Genomic DNA, 20,898 nt, shown 5'->3' with positions numbered 1-20,898 from the left:
GTCATTGATTACTCACTGACCACCCCCTGTTTAAGTTGGAAATTTCAGAAGAGGCGACAACTATGCTGGCACAGGGGGGTTTCCAATATATCCTGAAACTCGCTACTTAAATAGCTAATTGTTTTACCTATTTTCACCTCCGTGCCTTCAGGTATTCCTATGCCTTCTGCTGCTTCGGAATCTGGTACAGACTCCTCCGCCCTTTCCTCATTCTGTATATCCTGAATCGCTTCCCTTAATAGAAACAAACAACGATGTGCATTTTTAAAATCACCAATATTCTCATAAATTTCACTGGCATGTTTCAACAAAGGAAAAAACTGTTTTTTACTTGTCGCCTTCTCATAAAACCTGGCGGCCTCATCAGGTGACGAGTCAGCGATTAACTTTTCTTCATGCATCCAGCCCAAGAAAAAATGGATATAGCCAAATAGCGTCAAAGGCAAACTCTCATCATCACAACGACTCTTCAGCAAGTCGTAACACTTTTCCAATCGTTTCTTATAATTAGGCCTATTGTATACAAACGTTTTATCTTTCGTGTTTCTATAAGTCATGATATTGAACAATATCGTTATTGCCGTCTCAATATCTTCGGGTTCAGGGAAAACACTTTCCGGACACAAATCCCAAGTAGCACTTGTTGCTTGCAGCCCAGCTCTTTTGGTAATAACACGCAAAGCACTTTTCTCTAAGGACAGCCCTTCCTCAGTTGCTTCTACTTGAAAAGTCGATGAACTTGCTACTGTCGTCTCTTGCGCTGCTCCAGTGTGCGCTCCGGTATGTTTTTGACGCCGTACTCTCCTTGAGCGTGGCATGGTACCACTCTCTTGTCGTAAATGATCGATGATTTCATCCGAATGGTGCTTCTCTCTAGTACTGTCTTTAAAAATGGCATTGTGCAAAGCATTCACTAAGATACTATAGTCACTTCCCAAAACACTAAACGAGTCTATTCCATATAGCGGTTTGGCAATAATATCTGTTCTTGAAAAGTGTAAAATGCAATCCTCAAATGCACATCTTGGGTAAAAGTCATTTATTTTGGTATTTATAAAGCAAAAATCAGCAAGGCTGTCCCGAAGAATGAACGGTGAAGCAAGCACCTCACTCCCCCGGTAAAAACCACTTTCAATAAGTACCAGCTGCCATAGATCCGAAAATTTATTATCTAACGTCGACTTTATTATTTTAATCTTTTCCAACCATGCACATCGTGTAACAACATCGTTAGCAAAAGCATATTGAATCAACCATGACTGCATTCGTTTTATCGCTACACATCTATTTTCTGCACTTGCCTTACGAAACAATCTGGCAGCCTCTTTATATTCATCTTCGGCTTTACCGGCATCCATTTCCGCCTCCATAAGGCTACATGCCGCCAACGACAAACCGGCTTCTGTTACTGCTGACGTCTTTTTTCTTTTTTCTTTTTTCTTGATACAGCCTTTTATTTTCATCATAAACCCCACCAACTTTTTGACTTGGATAATCCCTATGCGCTTTTTCACAGAAGCATTTTAGTGTTACAATCCTGTCTCCAATTCTTTGGGGATATTCAGAAGGGCAATAGTCCCCATGATACCAAAGGCCAAACAACACTTTTTCTTCATCACTACAGGAAACAGCGGAAAGCTTTGATAGCTTTGAAGCTTCAATCAAAGTATCAATATAACAATCAATGGGTAAACCATTATTAAAAATAGCTCTGGTAACGTCACGCATCAGCTCTACTTTTCGCCCTTCCAAATAAGAAGTTAATTGCCCTTCCCCTGCCTGCGCTTGTGCTCCAACTATTTTCTGCCTAGCTGATACCCCTTCCATTGAACCATTCTCCATTAAACTATTTTCGCTAAAATTTATTAAAATTAAATTATTTATTTATATCACAATGACAACATTAAACACTGAACTTAATTTATTTTGTTAGCTGCACTGACCTCAGCGTCACCAAAACCATTCAAAACACCATTCTATGCCATCAACTAACATACGGGCATTCAACTATCATTAAGTCAGTACGCTGAAATTCTGAAAATTCAAACTCAGCATCTCAGAAAAAAGAGGATTAAACATTCTAAAAACCAATAACAACCATTTACATCCTTTAACATAACTTCGCCTTCTACACTTATGAGAAAACTTGAAAACAACATAACCAAAAACAAACAGCCCCCAGCAAAAAACTTTTATCTCCCCAGCACTCTTCTGAAAATCTCAAACAAAATACATAAAAAAAATAATTCATTGCTAAGCTTCATAGACACTCTATGAATTTTTCTAAACTGTCACGGAAGACAACCAGGTAGAGGGAACTTAACAAATGATGATTGATGCTGAGCAGCTGGAAAAACTGTCGGGTCTGCGTTCCAACTTGGCACGGATGGCCGCCAGTATGGCAGAGCTGGAAGATAGAATGGCGCTGGTGAATCACCAGTGTCGCCAGATTGCTGATGAAATGCGCGCCCTGCGCACACAGATCAAAACAGTGCCTGAACAAAAGCAGCAGTGATACACAAAACAACGGGCAGCCAGTTCCATCAGGCTGCCCATTGTTCGTTTCAGGCTAACGCTCAGGCGGGGGTTCGCATAGTCACGAACTCTTCAGCCGCGGTCGGGTGAATCCCGATAGTCTGGTCAAAGATCGCTTTGGTAGCGCCAGCCTTCAGGGCAATCGCAAGCCCTTGGGTAATTTCACCGGCATCAGGGCCCACCATGTGGCAACCCAGCACACGGTCACTGTCGCCATCCACCACCAGCTTCATGAACACGCGCTCATCACGTCCGCTCAGGGTGTGTTTCATGTGGCGGAAGCCTGTCTTGAAGATCACCACATTGCTGTACTGATCTCGCGCCTGCTCTTCGGTCAGGCCAACGGTGCCAATATTCGGCTGACTAAAGACTGCAGTGGCAATATTGGAATAATCCATCGCCACTGGCTGCCCCTTGTACAGATGACGTACCAATGCCATCGCTTCTGCCAATGCGACCGGAGTTAACTGGAAACGGTCGATGACATCACCCAGTGCGTAAATATTGGGCACTGATGTCTGGAAGTTATCATCCACCTTGATGGCGCCATTGTCCGCCAGTGCCACACCGGCCTGTTCCAGTCCCAGGCCTTTAATGTTGGGTACACGACCGGTAGCGTACATGACGGTATCCGCCGTTTCCGTTGTGCCGTCCTGCCAGGTCACCTGCAGCTGTCCATCGGCCAGTTTTTCAATCTTGCTGATTGTGCTGTTGAATTTGAGATTGATATGCTTTTTCAGCATTTCATCGCGTAGGGTTTCACGGATATCACCATCAAAACCACGCAGGAACAGGTCACGGCGATAAGACAGCACTGTCTCGGCACCAAGGCCGGCAAAGATACCGGCAAATTCAACGGCAATGTAACCGCCACCTACCACAATGACTTTCCCGGGGAACGTCTCCAGATAAAAGGCTTCATCCGAGGTGATTGCGTGTTCTGAACCCGGGAAATCGGGAACAAAGGCTTTCGAACCGGGTGCAACCAGAATACGCTCTGCGGTATAGCGCTTGTCGCCGACGGCGATCGTGTGCTGATCAACCAGTGCGGCATAACCGGCAATCAACTCAACACCTGCGTTTTTCAGCAGGTTTTCATAGATGCCATTGAGGCGCTCAATTTCGCGGGTCTTGTTGTCCCGAAGCGTTGGCCAGTCAAAGCTGACACCATCCACCGTCCAGCCGTACCCTTTGGCATCTTCAAAGTCTTCATGGTAATGGGCGCCATAAACAAACAGCTTCTTCGGCACGCAGCCCACATTGACACAGGTGCCTCCCAGGAAACGCCCTTCAGCCACAGCCACTTTCGCGCCTTCGGCCGCTGCCATCCGACTTGCCCTGACGCCGCCGGAACCCGCCCCGATGACAAACAGGTCAAAATCATAGGTTCTATTGTTCATTCAGCCTCTCCTGAAGGTAAAATGCGGCTTTTTCTCATGAGGCGCATTCGGCGCCAGAGAATAACAGTCTCATTCAGTCGTAGAACGTACCGTCGTACGGCTGGTTTCGTCTGAAATGATACGGATTCATGTCCAGTTAAGATGCAGCAGTTCAATACCCCGTTCCAGTCACTCACCCTGCAACGCCTACCCCTGAGAAACCGGGAAACCCTGCGGGCCTGGGATGCCGCTGATGAGTACCTGTTGGAACACCTCGGGGAGACCGGCGTCTCCGGCCGGGTCATGATTCTCAACGACAGTTTCGGTGCATTGACCCTGAATCTCGCAACGTATAGCCCGGTACTTTACAGCGATTCATGGCTTGCACACCAGAGTGCCATACATAATGCGCAACACAATGGCATCGCTACAGACAGCTTCCAGTGCCTGGCCAGTACAGAACCTCTGCAAGGCACCTTTGATCATGTTCTGATCCGGTTTCCCAAAAACCTCAGCTGGTTTGAAGAGCAGCTGCTGCGATTGCGCCCGCATATCCATGAAAATACGCAGATTGTTGCAGCGGGCATGGCGAAATACATCCACACCTCGACACTGTCGTTGCTGGAAAAAACGCTCGGACCTACACGTACCTCGCTGGCGCGCAAGAAGGCGCGACTGGCGTTTGTAACGTTCGACTCAAGCTTTGCTCCTGCAAAGTCCAGTTTTCCCAAAACCCTTTCAATGCCTGGCAACCTGATCACGATCAACCATGCCAACGTGTTCTCAAGAGAAAAACTGGATATTGGCACCCGATTCTTCCTTGAGCACCTACTGGATGACCGACACTACGACAACATTGTGGATCTGGGCTGTGGCAACGGGATTCTCGGGCTGACGGCAGCCAGCCGGCATCCGGACAGCACGGTGACCTTTGTGGACGAATCCTACATGGCCGTCCAGTCCGCACGGGAAAGCTGGCAAGCCAACCACCTTTCCGAGGACAAAGGTCGCTTTATCACCAATGACTGCCTGACCGATTTTCCTGCCAACAGTGCCGACCTGGTACTGTGTAACCCGCCCTTTCACCAGGGAGAAACCATCGGCGACCATATTGCACGCCGCATGTTCAAACAGGCCCACCATGTGCTCAGACCCGGTGGTGAACTGCGCATTGTCGGCAACCGGCACCTGAACTACCACACGCGCCTCAAACAGCTGTTTGGTGGTTACCGGCTGGTCGCCAGCGACGCTAAGTTCGTCATCCTGAGCAGCACACGCCACAGCTAAACAGCATTCGAGAGGATATCCACAGATACTGTGGATATCCTCTCGAATAGCATGTGTTTAACTACGTCCGACCCGCCTTTTTAGCGAGCTTCAGCGCACTGATATTTTTTTGATCATCATTTCACTCCCTTAAAAAGACCGCTTGTCGCTCAATCTGGCAAGTCTCTCTGGACGAACTAACCTAGCCGAAAGCAAAACTAACGTACCAAAAAATAAAATCAACTACGCCATGACACCCCCTTAGTCAAGCTGATGGGAGATTTACGTGCATCATCGCTATACGACTGCCTGTTACCTTTTCTTACTGACCATCACATCGCTGGAATTCGCCACTGTCGCTCACTCTGACCCAAAGCCTGAAACACCCCGTCTGCTGGTTTGCTTAGCCATTGACGATGACGCCGCCTATCAGACCCTATCCCAGCACGTGATGCATGAGTTTTCGATGACAGCCAAGCAGGGGGTCTCCACGCAGCCCACCGATCAGCTCCTTTTTCTGATGCAAGGCAAGGACCTGAACCTCCCAACACTCCTTCAAAACCTGCAGGCTCAGGGTGGATCTATCCACTCATCATTTTCAGATTTCAACACAACGTTCAATACTATCGCCCCGAAGTGCTATACAGGCCCTGGCCGAACACGCCATGAAATCGCTGAGCTAATCCATTCCAACCCCCTTGGCTCGTCCTTCACCAGTCAGATTTATGCGGATGAAACGCTGAACGTTCTAACGCTAGAAAACCAGCTCACTGTATCCATCAGTCATATTGATAAAGACCATGCTGCGTATGGGTTACATCAATTGAACATGGATGGCCTGCCAGACTGTATTTGGCTGGGCACCACCCATTCGATGACGAACTTGACCCAACTCTCTGGCAATGCATTCAACGACTTTCTAAATCAGATAAAAACGCCTGCCACACATGACAATATTGACCCTCAAGATAACACTGAGGCCTTCCGAACCATCTACGAAGCGCAAAAAACGACACAATCAAATCAGTTCAGAAAAGCCTCGCACAATGATGATAGTTCCGAAGCGGTGGTATGGGCTGTATTAGCCGTGGCCATCGTGTTTGCCGCCGTTCTACCCTTCGGTTTTTTTATGGTATTTCTCTAGCGTGGTGTAAAACAGCCAGTAGCCACCCGGCAGCTTTCTGCATCAGGTCAACACTTTCTGGAACAGCGTGACTTTAGACAAAAAACGTTTAAAAAATCCGTTTCAATGATCAAAATATTTTAACGACCCATGGGATTCGTGTAGACTGCGCGCCTTCTTCACCACCCTTTCTGAAGTTGTCGTACGAATCCCATGCTTGAGCGTTTATTTAAACTCCAGGAACACAATACTACGGTCAAAACGGAAGTGATCGCAGGCCTCACCACCTTCCTGACGATGGCCTACATTATTTTCGTGAATCCCAGCCTGTTGGCCGCTGCCGGCATGGACTCCGGCGCCGTATTCGTCGCCACCTGTCTTGCCGCCGCCATTGGCTGTTTTATCATGGGCTTTTATGCCAACTACCCGGTTGCCATGGCGCCGGGTATGGGTCTGAATGCCTTCTTTAGCTTTACTGTTGTCGGACAGATGGGATACAGCTGGCAGGTTGCCCTGGGCGCTGTCTTCTTCTCCGGTATCTGCTTCTTCCTGCTGAGCGCCTTCCGCATCCGGGAATGGATCATTAACAGTATTCCTCTGTCGTTGCGCGGTGGTATCGGCGCCGGTATCGGTTTCTTCCTGGGCTTCCTGGGTCTGCAAAATGCGGGCATTGTCGTTGATAACCCCGCCACACTGGTTTCCATGGGCGATATGACCAGCTGGAACGCGATCATGGCCTGCCTGGGCTTTGTCGTTATTGCAGCTCTTTATTTCCGTGGCGTTACCGGTTCCGTCATGATCGGTATCCTGTCTGTGACACTGCTCAGCATTGCCACCGGCCATGTCGAATTGAACGGCATCTTCTCCATGCCGCCCAGCCTGGCACCTACCTTCATGCAGCTTGACCTGGCCGGCGCCCTGGATATCGGCCTGGTGAGTATCGTGTTCTCCTTCCTGTTTGTGGATATGTTCGATACCTCGGGCACCCTGATCGCCGTGGCCCAGAAAGGTAACCTGCTGGATAAAGACGGCAACATGCCCCGCATTAACCGTGCCCTGATGGCTGACAGTACCGCCACTGTCGCCGGTTCCATGCTCGGCACCTCCACGACTACGAGCTATATTGAAAGTGGTGCAGGTATTGCTGCAGGTGGCCGTACTGGTTTGACGGCGGTTGTCGTTGGCTTACTGTTTGTTGTCAGCCTGTTTCTGTCACCGCTGGCGGGCGCAATCCCTGCTTACGCAACAGCTCCCGCACTGTTCTTTGTTGCGGTACTGATGACCCACAGCCTGGTCAAGATTGACTGGGATGATATTACCGAAGCAGCTCCCGTGGGCGTTGCCGCTATCACCATGCCACTGACGTATTCCGTGGCTTCCGGTATAGCCCTGGGCATCATCGCCTGGACAGGCATCAAGCTGATCAGTGGTCGCCAGAAAGAAATCACGCCGGCAATGGTCGTGCTGACAGCACTGTTCATTGTGAAGTTCATGGTCTTCTGATCAGGCGAAGCGCCATCCATCAACAGGATGGCGCTTCTTCTCTGCGAACGCCCCCGCTATCTGCCTTGATACGCAACCCCACCACTCCCTTTACTTTCCCATTTCAACAGGCTAACCGCACCCTCATCCGGTGATCTCCGACTTTTCTTTATACCCTGCTCAGGTATCATGCCCGCCCTATACGTTTTACCCCTGTTACCTATTCCAGGCGAGGCCCGATGTCGACGGATACCGTACAACCTGAACGCTATGATGACCTGCTCCGGGAGAAAGCCGACCGGATCGAGGCGATGTTTGCTCCCTTTGCGCCCCCTGCACTGGAAGTCTTCCGTTCATCCCCGTCCCACTACCGCATGCGGACGGAGTTTCACATCTGGCATCAGGATGACCGGGCCCATTACGCCATGTTCGCGCCGGGCAACAAATCCGAACCGTTTTTCCTGACTGATTTCCCAGTGGCCTCGGAGCGTATTAACAGCCTGATGCAGCCTTTGCTGGATGCATTGTGTGAACAGGAGATCCTGCGTCGCAAATTGTTCCAGATAGAATTCCTGACGACACAGACCGGTGAAGCCCTGGTCAGCCTGATCTACCACAAGAAGCTGGATGAACAATGGCTGGAGGCCGTCCGCCCCCTGCGCGAACAGTTCAATATCCATATCATTGGCCGCGCCCGTAAACAGAAGCTGGTGCTGGATCAGGACTTCGTCACTGAAACCCTGACTGTCAATGACAAACAATGGCGCTATCAGCAGGTGGAAAACAGCTTCACCCAGCCGAATGCCGGTATTAACGAAAAAATGCTGGGATGGGCGGCCAATATTGCGAAGGATAGCACTGGCGACCTGCTGGAACTGTATTGCGGCAACGCCAATTTCACCTGTGTTCTGTCCGAACAGTTCCGCCGTGTTCTGGCAACTGAAATTTCCAAATCTTCAGTGAAATCTGCACACCACAACTTTGCCCTGAATGGCGTGGATAATGCTGACATCGTACGGATGTCCAGTGAAGAATTCACCCAGGCAATGAACAAGGAACGCCCCTTCCGACGCCTTCAGAACATCGACCTGGACAGCTACGACTTCTCCACTGTACTGGTCGACCCGCCCCGTGCCGGCCTGGACAAGGGGACCGAAGCCCTGGTGCAGCGATTCGAGCGCATTATTTATATTTCCTGTAACCCTGAAACCCTGCAGGCCAACCTGGACACCCTGAGCCAGACTCACCGGATTGAACGTTTTGCCCTGTTTGACCAGTTCCCCTATACCCATCATGCGGAGTGTGGCGTTTATCTGGTACGTAAATAAAGCCCACTGATAACGTAAACCGATGAAACCATCCCCTTCAGGCACAGTCTGATTCTATAATCAGGATTCTGTTGCCAGGGGGTGGCCAATGAAAACACGATTATCGCTCTCATTTTTCGTATTCCTGTCATGTCTGCTGGCAACGGGCTGCAGCTCATTCGCCCGTCAAACCGAATCCGACCCGGCACTCTCCGGCGACACCGTCGATATCGTACTGATTGCCAATGACCAGGGGGAAAGCCAGGTATTCAAGCTCCTTTTACCTGAACTGGCCCGTCGAAACCTGAGCACACAGGTACTGACCATGGGGCAGGCGGATACCGTTTTCACCACTCAGAAGGAGGTTGTCCGACTCAACACGCTCGGCTCTTTGTCGGAAAATGCGGCCAACGACAGAACACAACGACTCGATAAGGAAACCCTCGAACGTATCGCCACACAATTGCGTCCGGCCATCGTCGTTACCGGCATGTCCCATGCCATACAGGCACAGCTTGCCAACCGTTTCAAAACCGCTGGCGCCACCACGATGGCGTTTTATGATAACTTCGACCTGGTCAGCCAGGCGCAATTTGCTGTCCCCTGGCTGGAGACAACCAGCGGAGTGGATGAACTGCTTCTTCCCGGCCACTACCAGGCTGTGGATGCAGGCAAGCTCCCCGCTTTCGCCAACAGCCAAATATCGATCAGCGGTAATCCTGCCCTGGAACAATGGGACATCGTTTTTCTGGTCGCAAATCCAGTGCAGGAGAAACAGCGCCTTGCCCTGGATCCCAAGCGCCCGGTGATTCTCTTTACCGGTGGCTATGGCGACGAGTATGAACACTGGTTGCAGCTTTTTCTTCAGGCCATGGCTGAACGCCCCGACCTTCAGGTTCTGATCGCCCCGCATCCCAAAACCGATGGCCAGCTTGAACGAAGCAGCGTAGCAGCCTTGAAGCTGACCAACGTCAGCGTCAGGGATGGCGCCCTTTCCACCGCACAGCTGGCAACAGCGGCAGATCTGGTTGTCACCCATAAGTCCACCACCGGCTTTCAGGCTGCCTGGCAGGGATTACCGGTTCTCTTTGTCGCAGCGGATGACTACACCAATATTCTGATAGATGCAGGACTCGCCAGCCGCGCTTCCAGCTGGCAGCAGATTCTCAATAATGTCCACCGCACTATTGATCAGCCCAGACACCGAGAAACCGTGTCATTCCAAACGCTGGGAGTGCCGGAGCAATCCCTGCAACGGATTGCCGATCACCTGCAAACCACCCGATACCAGGTCGTCGGAGCCGGCTCCCCCATCCTTGAACAGTTACAGGTTGAAAATAATTAACTTCCGCCAGTGACCGGATGTAGCTCACCTTCTGCTGCTGGTCTGATTCTCCCGGCCGGCAGCGGCACACTGGTCTATGTTTATCCCCAAAAAACGTATTGCTATCTCTATCCGTTATTTTGGGAGAAACATCGCCATGCAACAGATATCAGAAATACTGGTACCCATTATTCGTGCCGAAGCCGTCTGTGATCCACGCCAGCTGAGTCTGTCGCTGCAACTGGCCAAAACCTGCAACGCCCACCTGACCTTCATGGTGTTTGAAGAAAACATCCCCCAGCTGGTGGGGCCTATCCCTTTTGATACCAGCCTGTTGAAAAAAAGCCGGGCACAGGAATGCCAGGTCGTTCTGGACGCCTGCCTGGAGCAGGCGGAGCAGGAAGGCCTGACCGCTACCGCTGACCTGGTTTGGGGGAACCCCATAGACTGCCTCATCCGTGAAATACAACACCGCAAGGTCGACTTGGTCGTAAAATCCGCGGAATACCACCACTTTCTCGGACAACGTCGTTTATCTGGCAACGATCTCAATGTTCTGCGTCTTTCCGTCGCCCCGGTACTCCTACTGGCAGAGGAGCAACCGGATCATCCGGTGACTCTCAAAACCCTGCTGGTTGCCGTGGATACCGACCCCGATAACGAGCTACTTAACATCCGCCTGCTGGAACTGGGCAGGCAACTGGCCGAACTCCAGCAGGCCCAGCTCCATGCCGTGCACACCTGGCGCCTGATCGGTGAAGACTACATGACACGCGCCCGGCACCATGCCCCACCGAATTTGCATACTCAACTGGAAAATGTCCTGAAAGAGGATCATATGAAGCGGTTCCAGCACCTGTTATCCGCTGCGGGCTTGAAGCATGGCGAAAACGTGACCGCCCACCTGATCCGGGGGCGGGCATCGGAAGAAATCTGCCGGCTGGATGAAGAGCTGGGCGTTGATTTAATGATCATGGGCACGCATGCCCGTCGCGGTCTGGAAAAATTCATGATCGGCAATACGGCTGAAAATGTTGCAACCAGTGTCAAAAGTTCACTGTTAATTGCCAGGCCCGATCACTGACCCCTAAAAAGTCGCCACAGGCTCAGGATTCAGGCTTTACGCGCCCTAACCGCTTCAAGTAGGCTAACTCCATGGAAGCAGTAAATACCATAAACGCCTCGCAGTCCCTGACAGGGCAAGGATCACGAGCCAAGATGGCGGGTAACGGAAAAAGGACATGGCCGATCGCGCTTTTTGTAGTCACGGTACTGCTGGGCATGGTTGCAGGTATCCTTCTTCATGCCTGTGACCGCCTGGTGTCAGACCGTGCAACCGGTTATCTCTACAGTGATATCCATCGATTGCCTGTTAACGAGGTCGGTGTCGTACTCGGCACCAGCCGCTATACCCGTGACGGCCTTCCCAATGGCCATTATCTCCGTCGCCTTGAGGCGGTCAGCGAACTGCTGAAAGCCGGAAAAATCCACTACATCCTCGTCAGCGGAGACAATGCGACCCGCTACTATGATGAACCCACCCGGATGCGGGCAGACCTGATCACCATGGGCGTACCGGCTGACCGTATCTACCGGGACTATGCGGGTTTCAGAACACTGGACTCCATCGTACGCGCTAACAAGGTCTTTGGACTCGGTTCATTCACTGTTATTTCCCAGTCATACCAGAATGAACGGGCGATCTTCATCGCCCGGGAACAGGACATTAACGCCATTGCCTACAACGCCCATGGAAAATTCCCGGATTCAGACTATAGCAATCGGATCAGGGAAACCCTGGCTCGCCTGCTGGCCGTTCTGGAGGCCCGGCTGTTTAAAACCGAACCACGCTTCCTGGGGGAGCCAATCATTATCGGAGAAACGCCACCAACCTAGGCGATAACGGTTAAAAGCCAGACGGCTTCTTTATGCCCATCATCTGCACGTCATTATCTTCGGCTATACACCCAACCATCCTTGCGCTATATCAACATCCGTTACCGCATTACCTGATAGCCTTTGGGGTTTTTTCCCCATTTCCATTAACAAAGGCCCGACGGCTGCCCTGCAGCACGACAGGCCATAGAAGAGACAGGTTGGCGTTACTATGGAGGTCATCAAGACCGACGTTGCCATTGTTGGCGCAGGCGGCGCCGGACTGCGCTCCGCCATTGCCGTGGCCGAGAGCAACCCGGCACTCACGATCGCCCTTATCTCCAAGGTGTACCCCATGCGCAGCCATACGGTTGCGGCGGAAGGTGGATCCGCCGGTGTCGTACAGGCCCATGACTCCCTGGAACATCATTTCAACGATACCGTTTCCGGCGGCGACTGGTTGTGCGACCAGGATGTGGTCGACTACTTTGTGGCCAATGCCACGGACGAGATGGTCCGTCTGGAACACTGGGGCTGCCCTTGGTCCCGTAAAGACGACGGCTCCGTGAATGTACGCCGTTTCGGCGGAATGAAAATCGAGCGTACCTGGTTTGCCGCGGACAAGACCGGCTTCCACATGCTCCACACACTGTTCCAGACATCCACAAAATATCCTTCCATCGAACGATTTGATGAATATTTCGCCACGGATCTGATCGTTGAGGACGGTCGCTGCCAGGGGTTGGTTGCGATCGAAGTCAAAACCGGTGAGCCCAAGCTGTTCCTGGCCAAGTCGGTCATTCTGGCAACAGGCGGTGCCGGACGCGTATTCCGCTTCAATACCAACGGCGCGATTGTCACCGGTGACGGCATGGCCATGGCTTACCGGGCAGGTGTGCCGCTGCGTGACATGGAATTCGTCCAGTACCATCCCACCGGCCTGCCCGGTTCCGGCATCTTGATGACCGAAGGTTGTCGTGGTGAAGGCGGGATTCTGCTGAACAAGGACGGCTACCGCTACCTGCAGGATTATGGCCTCGGACCGGAAACGCCGATTGGTGAACCCCAGAACAAGACCATGGAGCTGGGCCCCCGAGACAAGCTGAGCCAGGCCTTCTGGCATGAACAGCGCAAGGGTCGTACCATCGAGACCCCGCTGGGCGATGCCGTTCACCTGGATCTTCGACACCTGGGCGAAAAGAAACTCAGGGAACGTCTGCCGCTGATCTGCTCACTGGCCAAAAACTACCTGGGCGTGGATGCTGTACATGAACCGGTTCCGGTGCGCCCTGCCGTTCACTACACCATGGGCGGTATCCGCACGGATATGACGGCCTGTGCTTTGCCCGGTCTTTTTGCAGTCGGAGAATGCTCCAGCGTGGGCATGCATGGTGCCAACCGACTGGGTTCCAACTCGCTGGCAGAGTTGGTGGTCTTCGGGAAAGTTGCCGGTGAAAGAGCGGCTGACTTTGCCTCCCAGGCCGATTCCAGCCCTGAAAATACCCTTCAGGATCAGGGGCGACACCATATTGAAGCCATCGACAGCCTGCGTAATGCCAAGGGCACAGAGAAAGTCTCCCATATTCGCCACGAGATGGTGAAAACCATGGAAGACTGCTTTGGCATCTACCGGCTGGGTGACGAGATGCAGCAGGGCGTCGACACCATTGCCGCACTGCGGGAGCGTTTCAACCATATCACAATGGAAGACCAAAGCCGTGTATTTAACACCGAGCTGCTGATGGCGCTTGAACTGAAATCGTCTCTGGAAATTGCCCACACGATTGCACTCTCGGCCCTGCTGCGTAAAGAATCCCGTGGCGCGCACCAGCGTCTGGACGGTTTTGAAAAACGGGATGACCAGAACTTCCTGAAGCACACACTGGCCACCAGCACGGGCGATGGCGCACCACACATCGACTACGAAAACGTCAACATTACCCGATTCCAGCCGGAAGAACGCCTCTACGGCGCCGCCGCCGAGCAGCCCCGTGCGGAGAAGACCCCATGACCGGACAAACCATTACCCTTGAGGTACTCCGATACAATCCGGAAACCGATAACGAACCCAGCTTCGGCACTTTTGAGATTCCCTACCGGGATGACTGGTCACTGCTCGACGCACTGGGCCACATCAAGGATGAGCTGGACGCCACGCTGGCCTATCGCTGGTCCTGCCGGATGGCAGTGTGCGGCAGCTGCGGCATGGTGATCAACGGCACACCGAAACTGGGTTGTGAAACCTTCCTGCGGGATTACTACCCGGGCACCGTTCGGGTAGAGCCGCTGGCGAATTTCCCGATTGAGCGGGATCTCATCGTCGATGCAGCCGACTTCATAGAGAAACTGGAAGCCGTCAAACCCTACATCATTAACGCGGCACAAAAGCCGGTGTCTGAAGGGACTTATAAACAGACGCCTGCGGAGCTGACCCGTTACAAGCAGTTTTCCATGTGCATCAACTGCATGCTGTGCTATTCCGCCTGTCCGCAGTTTGGTCTGAACCCGCTGTTTACGGGCCCGGCCGTCATAGCACTGGGTCATCGCTATAACCTGGACAGCCGGGATGATGGCCAGACCATGCGTACGGACGTCCTGCAGGACAAGAACGGCGTCTGGAGCTGTACGTTTGTCGGCGTCTGCTCCGAGGTCTGCCCGAAATCCGTCGACCCGGCCGGCGCCATCCAGCAGGAAAAAGCGATGGGCGCCCAGGACTGGGCCCTGTCATTCCTGATGCCTCGCAAGGGAGCCAAGTCATGAGCCGACGTCCCTACAAGCCTGTCATGTCCAAAACCTGGTACCTGAAGCAGCCCAGTTACCGGAATTACATGATCCGTGAAATGAGCAGCGTCTTTATCGGGCTGTGGACACTGAACCTGCTGATCGGGCTGGGCAAATTGATCCAGGGCCCCGCGACCTGGTCGCAATGGCTGGCACTGCAGGCCCATCCGCTGATGATCCTGTTCAGTGCTGTCACGCTGGCACTGGCACTCTATCATTCGCTGACCTGGTTCCGTGCAGTACCACAGGTGATGCGGATTCAGATCGGCACATCCTTTGTGCCCGCCAAACTGATTACCAACGCCCACATCGGCGCCATGGTCGGATTCTCCGCCATCGTGCTACTTGCAACACTCTGGGGGGTATGAGATGAACGGTAAACGGCATTTTGAACCCCTGTTCTGGAGCCTGTTTGGCGCCGGCGGCATCGTGACTGCCATGGCCACACCGGTATTGGTGCTGATCGTCGGGCTCTGTGTACCACTGGGGATTATTCCCGCCGATGCGCTGTCCTATGACCGGATGATGGCCTTTGCCGGTTCCTGGTTCGGGCGACTGGCGCTGGCCGGCGTGATTATCTTGAGCCTGTGGCACTGTGTGCACCGCATCTACCACAGCCTGCATGACTTTGGTTTTCATCCCGGCTTTGCCATGAAAACCCTGTTCTATGGCAGCGCACTGGTATTTTCGATCGCGACGGTCACCATGGTTCTGCTGGTTTAACCCACAAACCGGTGATTGTCTTCTGCCGCTGATCGGGCCGGTCATTCCAGACCGGCCTTTTTCCTGTGATTTCGTCGTGGCGAGTGTTATCTGGCCTGATTGGCTGTGATAAGATTCGATCCTTTTTTCACGCAATCTCGTACTACTCGTAAAGGGAGCAGGCATTCGTATGATTACCGCTTACCGCCTTCTGGATAACAAGCTGAAGATTGATCACCTGACCCTGCAGGATGAACTGCCCGGTGATACAGTCTGGCTGGACCTGGTAGAACCTACCGATCCGGAGCGGGAGTGGCTGCATACGTATTGTGTGGAAGAAGTGCCGGACCGGGAAGACCTGAACGAGATCGAGGCCTCCTCCCGCTTCTACCAGGACAAGGACGGCACCCATATTCACAGTTTCTTTCCCCACCGTTCCGGTAAGGAGCTGCGAACCATCAGTGTGTCATTCAACCTGCGTCCCCATATGCTAATCACCTTGCGTGATGAGGATGTGGGCCTGTTTCGTCTCGTCCGGAATTACTTCAAGCGCAACCAGGTCGAGATTGATTCGCCCATGGTGGTGCTGAACGCCCTGTTCACCGCCAAGGTCGACTACCTCGCCGACCTGCTGGAGGAAGTCTACGAGACCCTCGAAGAAACCGGCCACATGGCTCTGAGCGAAGGTACCAACGATGAACAGCGGGATGACATTCTGAAAAATATCACCCTGCAGGAAGACATCAACGGAAAAATCCGTCTGAGCCTGCTCGACAGCCAGCGCTCACTGCGTTATCTCGTGCGGAACCGCCGGATTCGTCTGTCGGATATTCATCAGCAGGAAATCATGGATATGCTGCGCGACATTGATTCCCTGTTGCCCCATACCGCCTTTCTGTTCGACAAGATCAACTTCCTGCTGGATGCGGTGATGGGTTTCATCAACCTGGAGCAGAACAAGATCATCAAGATCTTCTCGGTCGCCGCCACCATCTTCATGCCACCGACACTGATTGCCAGCAGTTATGGTATGAACTTCGAGCTGATGCCGGAGTTGCACTGGACGTACGGTTACCCGGTGGCCATCGGCATCATGATTGCCAGCGGGCTGAGCACCTACCTGTTCTTTAAACGGAAAGGCTGGCTCTAAGCAATATTACAGACAATAAAAAAGAACCCGGTATAATCCGGGTTCTTTTTTACCTCAGTGCTGACGTCGGGTTTGTCGAATCCGCAAACCTATCACAATAATGGTCAGCAGCAGTGGTACTACAAAAATATTGATCAATTTCAGGCGCGTGCCCAAGTTTTCAATATCCTGATTCAGCTGATGCTGCACATCCCGAAGTTCCTTACGGATCTTCAGTTTTTCCTGCTGGAAGCGCGCCAGTTCCTTTTGTTGGGCATCACTCAGGATCAATGCCTCTTGCCCCTGCTTGCCCGCTTGCAACGCCAACAGCTTGTTTTCCGTTTCCTGCAACTGTTGTGTCAGCGCTTCTTCCTTGTTCATGAAGCTGGCCTGGGCTTCACGCTCCAGCATATCGACCCGGGTGAATGGCCGTGAATACTGCCCACGACTACGAATACTGATCAGGTCGGCATTACCGATGAGGTTGTCCACCATGTTCACCACCATGTCGCCGTTGTTGGCAAACGGTGTGGCCATCTGCTGGCCAAAAAAGTTGTTCACCTGAACCCAGAGGCGGTTGGACAGTACATCGGTATCCGCCACCACGATCAGGTTGACCGGTTTCTGAGAGGCCATGATCTGAGGTTTTTCTTCGATGGCATCAACCGACTCACCCTCAACAACCTCTTCTTCCTCTTCCTCGGAAACCGTGGCCTCGACAGGCAACGGTTGATCTTCAACGATTGATTCTGACATCACATCCAGCGGCGCGTTCTCTTCATCCAGCGTCTCAGCTTTCGGCTGGGGGCGCCCATCAGGGAAAGCGGTTTTGACCTCCCCGGTGATCCTGGCTGCCAGCACATAGTGCTCACCGGCAGGCTGGTAATCCTTATAGAGCACCTTGGGGTCGTAAAGCATGGCCAACTGTTCGGAAGCCAACAACGCAGAGTTGATGCCGGACTGAATCAGGGGCTCCATCGTAACCGGTGCGTTGTCCTTCAGCTTGAGCGCACCGGCACTGGCGAAATTGACACTTTTGAGATTCGCCGTCACCACGTCATCAGGGGCAAAGCTATCCTCACCAAGACCCAGAATACCCAGATGACGCACCGGATGACCCGACCGTCCGCCAACGGCCAGGGCATGATCCTCATCTGCCACAAACCGCTCCGGCACCATTTCAACCCCCCAGGCATCCAGCAAGGTTTCAAGATAGGCTGAACGCGGGGCACTCCCCCCCCCCATCATGCCGCCGCCCTGGGCAGACTCTTCTGCATAGGGATCCAGGAATACTAGGGCATGACCACCCTTAAGGACATACTGATCAATGGCATACAGCGTATCGTCAGACACTTCATCCGGCAGGATCAGTACCAGTAACCCGACATCGTCAGGAATGGTTTTTACCGTATTCCCCAGATACTGGACGTCATATAACTGCTCCAGTTGGGTAATACTCATCCATGATTGTCCGGGACGTTGGGACATATAATCGTAACCACCGTTAACCGGAACACCACTAATCACCGCCACTTTGGGACGGATTTTCTGGCCAACCGAGTAAATCAGGTTACTGATGTCATATTCCAGGAATCGCTCCTTGTCAGGATGGAAAAAGCCAATAATTTCCTGACGACCTTTATCCGTCGTCGGAGTGTCTGTTTGCGTTTCCGCCACAGCAACATTTTCCCCCTTCTCCGCGCCACCGCTCAAAGCAACCAGTCCAAAGTAAACCTCTTTGTTGCCCATGGAGAGCGGAACAGCCTGAAGCCCATACCCGGCAGCCTCATCTTCCTGTTCAGAGAAGGGTTCAGGATCAATCACTTCCCGTGTGACCTTGCCGCCGGATGCCTGGACGTATTCGCGTAAAAGCTCCTCGACCCGGTTGGCATAGTTGCGTAACTGGGGAACACCTTCCGTCGCCTTGCGGGAATAAAACAGTTTCAGGGTCACCGGTTCCTGCAGGTCTTGCATCAGGTTCCTCGTCCCTTGGGAGAGGGTATAGAGATGGTCTTCCGTCAGGTCGACCCGGGCGCCGCGGAACGCCATCTGGATCACAACCGTCGCCAGCAGCACCAGAACAGCCAGCGCCACGAGCCCTGTCTTTGAAAACAGTTTGTTCGTCATCGCCTGCTCCTCAGTCTGCCTTTTTCATATCAATGACAATGGCTGTGGCCAGAAGCCATGCCGCCATCATGATCAGGAAATACATCACATCCCGCAGATCCAGCACCCCTTTGCTGATCGATTCAAAGTGCGTCAGAAAACTGAGTGCACCGATGGCATCAACAACCGGCGCCGGTGCCCAGGACTGGAAGGCATCCAGCACAATCGGATAGCCCGCAACAACCAGCAGGAAGCAGACAACCACACTGAGAATAAAGCCAATGACCTGGTTACTGGTCGATGCCGACATGCATGAGCCGACAGCGATAAAGCCACCCGCCATCAACCAGCTGCCCAGGTAACTCGCAAGAATAACGCCATTATCCGGACTACCGAGGTAATTGACCGTCAACCACATGGGGAAAGTCAGCAACAGCGCCAGGCCGGTAAACACCCAGGCCGCCAGGAACTTGCCCAACACCGCCTGCCCCAGACTGACGGGCAGGGTCAGCAGCAGCTCCAGCGTGCCGGTCTTACGTTCCTCCGCCCATAACCGCATGCTAACGGCCGGTATCAGAAAGAGGTACAACCAGGGGTGGAACATGAAAAACGGCATCAAATCAGCCTGACGACGTTCGAAAAAATTCCCCAGATAAAAGGTGAATACACCGGTCATCATCAGGAAAATCACGATATAGACATACGCGAGAGGCGTGGCGAAATAGCTGCTCAGTTCGCGCCGGAAAATCACATTAACGCTGTGCATCAGGCCACCTCCCTCTGCAGCTCACCACGGGTCAGCATCCGGAACACATCGTCCAGGCGACCACGCTCGACATACAGCTCTTCCACTGACCACCCTTTTTCCTGCAACAACTGATTCACAGCAGGGAACAGGTCAGCGTTGGCCTCCGGCAGCAGGGTATAACGCGCGCCCTGATCAATCCCCACTTCAACACCGGCCACTCCGGGCAGCTGACCAAGACAGCTCTTCGCTTCGTCCTGCACCACGTCCGGCAGGATCATAGTGACAGCACGGTGATAACGGGAACGACGCTCCAACTCATCCGGTGAGGCATCCGCCAGTACACGCCCACCGGCTATTACAATGGCGCGGGTACACACAGCGGTGACTTCTTCCAGAATATGGGTGGAAATAATGACAATCTTTTCTTTTGACAGGCTGCGAATGAGTTCCCGTACCTGATGTTTCTGGTTTGGATCCAGCCCATCCGTCGGCTCATCAAGGATCAGTACAGCCGGGTCATGCAAAATGGCCTGGGCAATACCGACCCGTCGGCGGAACCCTTTGGAAAGCGTATCAATGGATTGATGCATTACCGATTCCAGCGCAAGCTGCTCTACCACGTGCTGGATGCGGACGGTTTTATCATCCCCTTTCAAGCCACGGATATCCGCAATGAAATCCAGGAAACGGGCCGGGGTCATTTCACCGTAAGCGGGCGCGCCTTCCGGCAGGTAACCCAGCATTCGCTTGGCACCAACCGGATCCCGAAGCACATCGTGCCCACAGACACTCACGGCGCCGGAGGTGGGTTTGATAAACCCGCTGATCATCTTCATGGTGGTGGATTTTCCGGCCCCGTTGGGGCCCAGGAAGCCGAGCACTTCGCCCGGCCCGACAGAAAAGGTAATTCCGTCGACGGCCGTGAACCGGCCAAAGGTCTTTTTGAGGTTGTCGATTGTTATCATCGCTGCCTGATCCAGTCTCCACAGGTTCAACACAGTTCTGGTTCGCCCTGACGGCTCCCGGCAACATCTGGTGCGCCCGAGAGGTATACGCCAGCACCCTGGCCTGTTGGATATCCCGTTAACCACGCACCGCGCCATAACACCGCGGGCACACATTCAAAGCGAACGAAGCATAG

General features: G+C 52.9%; 19 protein-coding genes. 13 read left to right on the top strand and 6 right to left on the bottom strand.

Features of this window, described 5'->3' with window-relative positions; all coding sequences use genetic code 11:
- Window positions 1-44: 44 nt before the first annotated feature.
- Window positions 45-1,466 carry a hypothetical protein gene (locus ABD892_RS08965; protein ID WP_345195195.1) on the bottom strand — a complete coding sequence of 474 codons (1,422 nt, stop codon included), beginning with the start codon at window positions 1,464-1,466 and terminating at the stop codon, window positions 45-47.
- Window positions 1,375-1,827 carry a hypothetical protein gene (locus ABD892_RS08960; RefSeq protein ID WP_345195194.1) on the bottom strand — a complete coding sequence of 151 codons (453 nt, stop codon included), beginning with the start codon at window positions 1,825-1,827 and terminating at the stop codon, window positions 1,375-1,377. Before ABD892_RS08960 ends, ABD892_RS08965 begins: the two co-directional genes overlap by 92 nt.
- Window positions 1,828-2,326: 499 nt before the next feature.
- Between ABD892_RS08960 and ABD892_RS08955 the strand changes: the two genes are divergently transcribed.
- A complete protein-coding gene (locus tag ABD892_RS08955) occupies window positions 2,327-2,515 on the top strand; it encodes a hypothetical protein (RefSeq protein ID WP_345195192.1) in 189 nt (62 codons plus the stop codon).
- 61 nt (window positions 2,516-2,576) lie between these two features.
- Here ABD892_RS08955 and gorA read toward each other — a convergent pair whose 3' ends face one another.
- Window positions 2,577-3,935, bottom strand: a complete 1,359-nt coding sequence (gene gorA / locus ABD892_RS08950) for a glutathione-disulfide reductase (RefSeq protein ID WP_345195191.1) — start codon at window positions 3,933-3,935, stop codon at window positions 2,577-2,579.
- A 141-nt stretch (window positions 3,936-4,076) separates the two neighbouring features.
- Here gorA and ABD892_RS08945 point away from each other — a divergent pair, with 141 nt between their 5' ends.
- From ABD892_RS08945 to corA, 12 genes are all read left to right on the top strand, one after another.
- A complete protein-coding gene (locus tag ABD892_RS08945) occupies window positions 4,077-5,201 on the top strand; it encodes a methyltransferase (protein WP_345195190.1) in 1,125 nt (374 codons plus the stop codon).
- Between the two features lie 265 nt (window positions 5,202-5,466).
- The gene (locus ABD892_RS08940; protein ID WP_345195188.1) at window positions 5,467-6,324 is read left to right on the top strand and encodes a peptidase associated/transthyretin-like domain-containing protein; all 858 of its coding nucleotides are present in this window, start codon (window positions 5,467-5,469) and stop codon (window positions 6,322-6,324) included.
- A 192-nt stretch (window positions 6,325-6,516) separates the two neighbouring features.
- On the top strand, window positions 6,517-7,806 hold the full coding sequence (locus tag ABD892_RS08935) for an NCS2 family permease (protein WP_345195187.1): 1,290 nt from the start codon (window positions 6,517-6,519) through the stop codon (window positions 7,804-7,806).
- Window positions 7,807-8,024: 218 nt separating this feature from the next.
- Window positions 8,025-9,113, top strand: coding sequence for a tRNA (uridine(54)-C5)-methyltransferase TrmA (gene trmA, locus ABD892_RS08930; protein WP_345195186.1), 1,089 nt, complete (start codon window positions 8,025-8,027; stop codon window positions 9,111-9,113).
- Between the two features lie 88 nt (window positions 9,114-9,201).
- Window positions 9,202-10,437, top strand: a complete 1,236-nt coding sequence (locus ABD892_RS08925) for a glycosyltransferase family protein (protein ID WP_345195184.1) — start codon at window positions 9,202-9,204, stop codon at window positions 10,435-10,437.
- Between the two features lie 136 nt (window positions 10,438-10,573).
- Window positions 10,574-11,500, top strand: coding sequence for a universal stress protein (locus tag ABD892_RS08920; RefSeq protein ID WP_345195183.1), 927 nt, complete (start codon window positions 10,574-10,576; stop codon window positions 11,498-11,500).
- A 71-nt stretch (window positions 11,501-11,571) separates the two neighbouring features.
- The gene (locus tag ABD892_RS08915) at window positions 11,572-12,312 is read left to right on the top strand and encodes a SanA/YdcF family protein (protein ID WP_345195182.1); all 741 of its coding nucleotides are present in this window, start codon (window positions 11,572-11,574) and stop codon (window positions 12,310-12,312) included.
- Between the two features lie 211 nt (window positions 12,313-12,523).
- The gene (gene frdA / locus ABD892_RS08910) at window positions 12,524-14,302 is read left to right on the top strand and encodes a fumarate reductase (quinol) flavoprotein subunit (protein WP_345195180.1); all 1,779 of its coding nucleotides are present in this window, start codon (window positions 12,524-12,526) and stop codon (window positions 14,300-14,302) included.
- Window positions 14,299-15,051, top strand: coding sequence for a succinate dehydrogenase/fumarate reductase iron-sulfur subunit (locus ABD892_RS08905; protein ID WP_345195179.1), 753 nt, complete (start codon window positions 14,299-14,301; stop codon window positions 15,049-15,051). Before frdA ends, ABD892_RS08905 begins: the two co-directional genes overlap by 4 nt.
- Complete coding sequence (locus ABD892_RS08900) at window positions 15,048-15,440, top strand: fumarate reductase subunit C (protein ID WP_345195178.1); 393 nt, start codon at window positions 15,048-15,050, stop codon at window positions 15,438-15,440. Before ABD892_RS08905 ends, ABD892_RS08900 begins: the two co-directional genes overlap by 4 nt.
- Before the next feature lies 1 nt (window position 15,441).
- Window positions 15,442-15,795 carry a fumarate reductase subunit FrdD gene (frdD, locus tag ABD892_RS08895; protein ID WP_345195176.1) on the top strand — a complete coding sequence of 118 codons (354 nt, stop codon included), beginning with the start codon at window positions 15,442-15,444 and terminating at the stop codon, window positions 15,793-15,795.
- Between the two features lie 169 nt (window positions 15,796-15,964).
- On the top strand, window positions 15,965-16,924 hold the full coding sequence (corA, locus tag ABD892_RS08890) for a magnesium/cobalt transporter CorA (protein WP_345195175.1): 960 nt from the start codon (window positions 15,965-15,967) through the stop codon (window positions 16,922-16,924).
- Window positions 16,925-16,978: 54 nt separating this feature from the next.
- Here the strand turns inward: corA and ABD892_RS08885 are convergent, their stop codons facing one another.
- From ABD892_RS08885 to ABD892_RS08875, 3 genes are read right to left on the bottom strand one after another with little or no spacing between them, the layout of a single operon-like run.
- Window positions 16,979-19,030: a GldG family protein gene (locus ABD892_RS08885; protein WP_345195174.1), complete on the bottom strand. Its 2,052-nt coding sequence runs from the start codon at window positions 19,028-19,030 to the stop codon at window positions 16,979-16,981.
- Between the two features lie 10 nt (window positions 19,031-19,040).
- Entirely contained in the window at window positions 19,041-19,775 is a 735-nt protein-coding gene (locus ABD892_RS08880; RefSeq protein ID WP_345195172.1) for an ABC transporter permease, read from the bottom strand.
- Window positions 19,775-20,722, bottom strand: coding sequence for an ABC transporter ATP-binding protein (locus tag ABD892_RS08875; RefSeq protein ID WP_345195171.1), 948 nt, complete (start codon window positions 20,720-20,722; stop codon window positions 19,775-19,777). The genes ABD892_RS08880 and ABD892_RS08875 overlap by 1 nt, the downstream gene beginning before the upstream one ends.
- Window positions 20,723-20,898: the final 176 nt, after the last annotated feature.

Source organism: Kistimonas scapharcae (assembly GCF_039540975.1).
GTDB lineage: Bacteria > Pseudomonadota > Gammaproteobacteria > Pseudomonadales > Endozoicomonadaceae > Kistimonas > Kistimonas scapharcae.
Note: the sequence above shows the minus strand (reverse complement) of the source record. Positions and strands in the feature narration are given on the sequence as shown.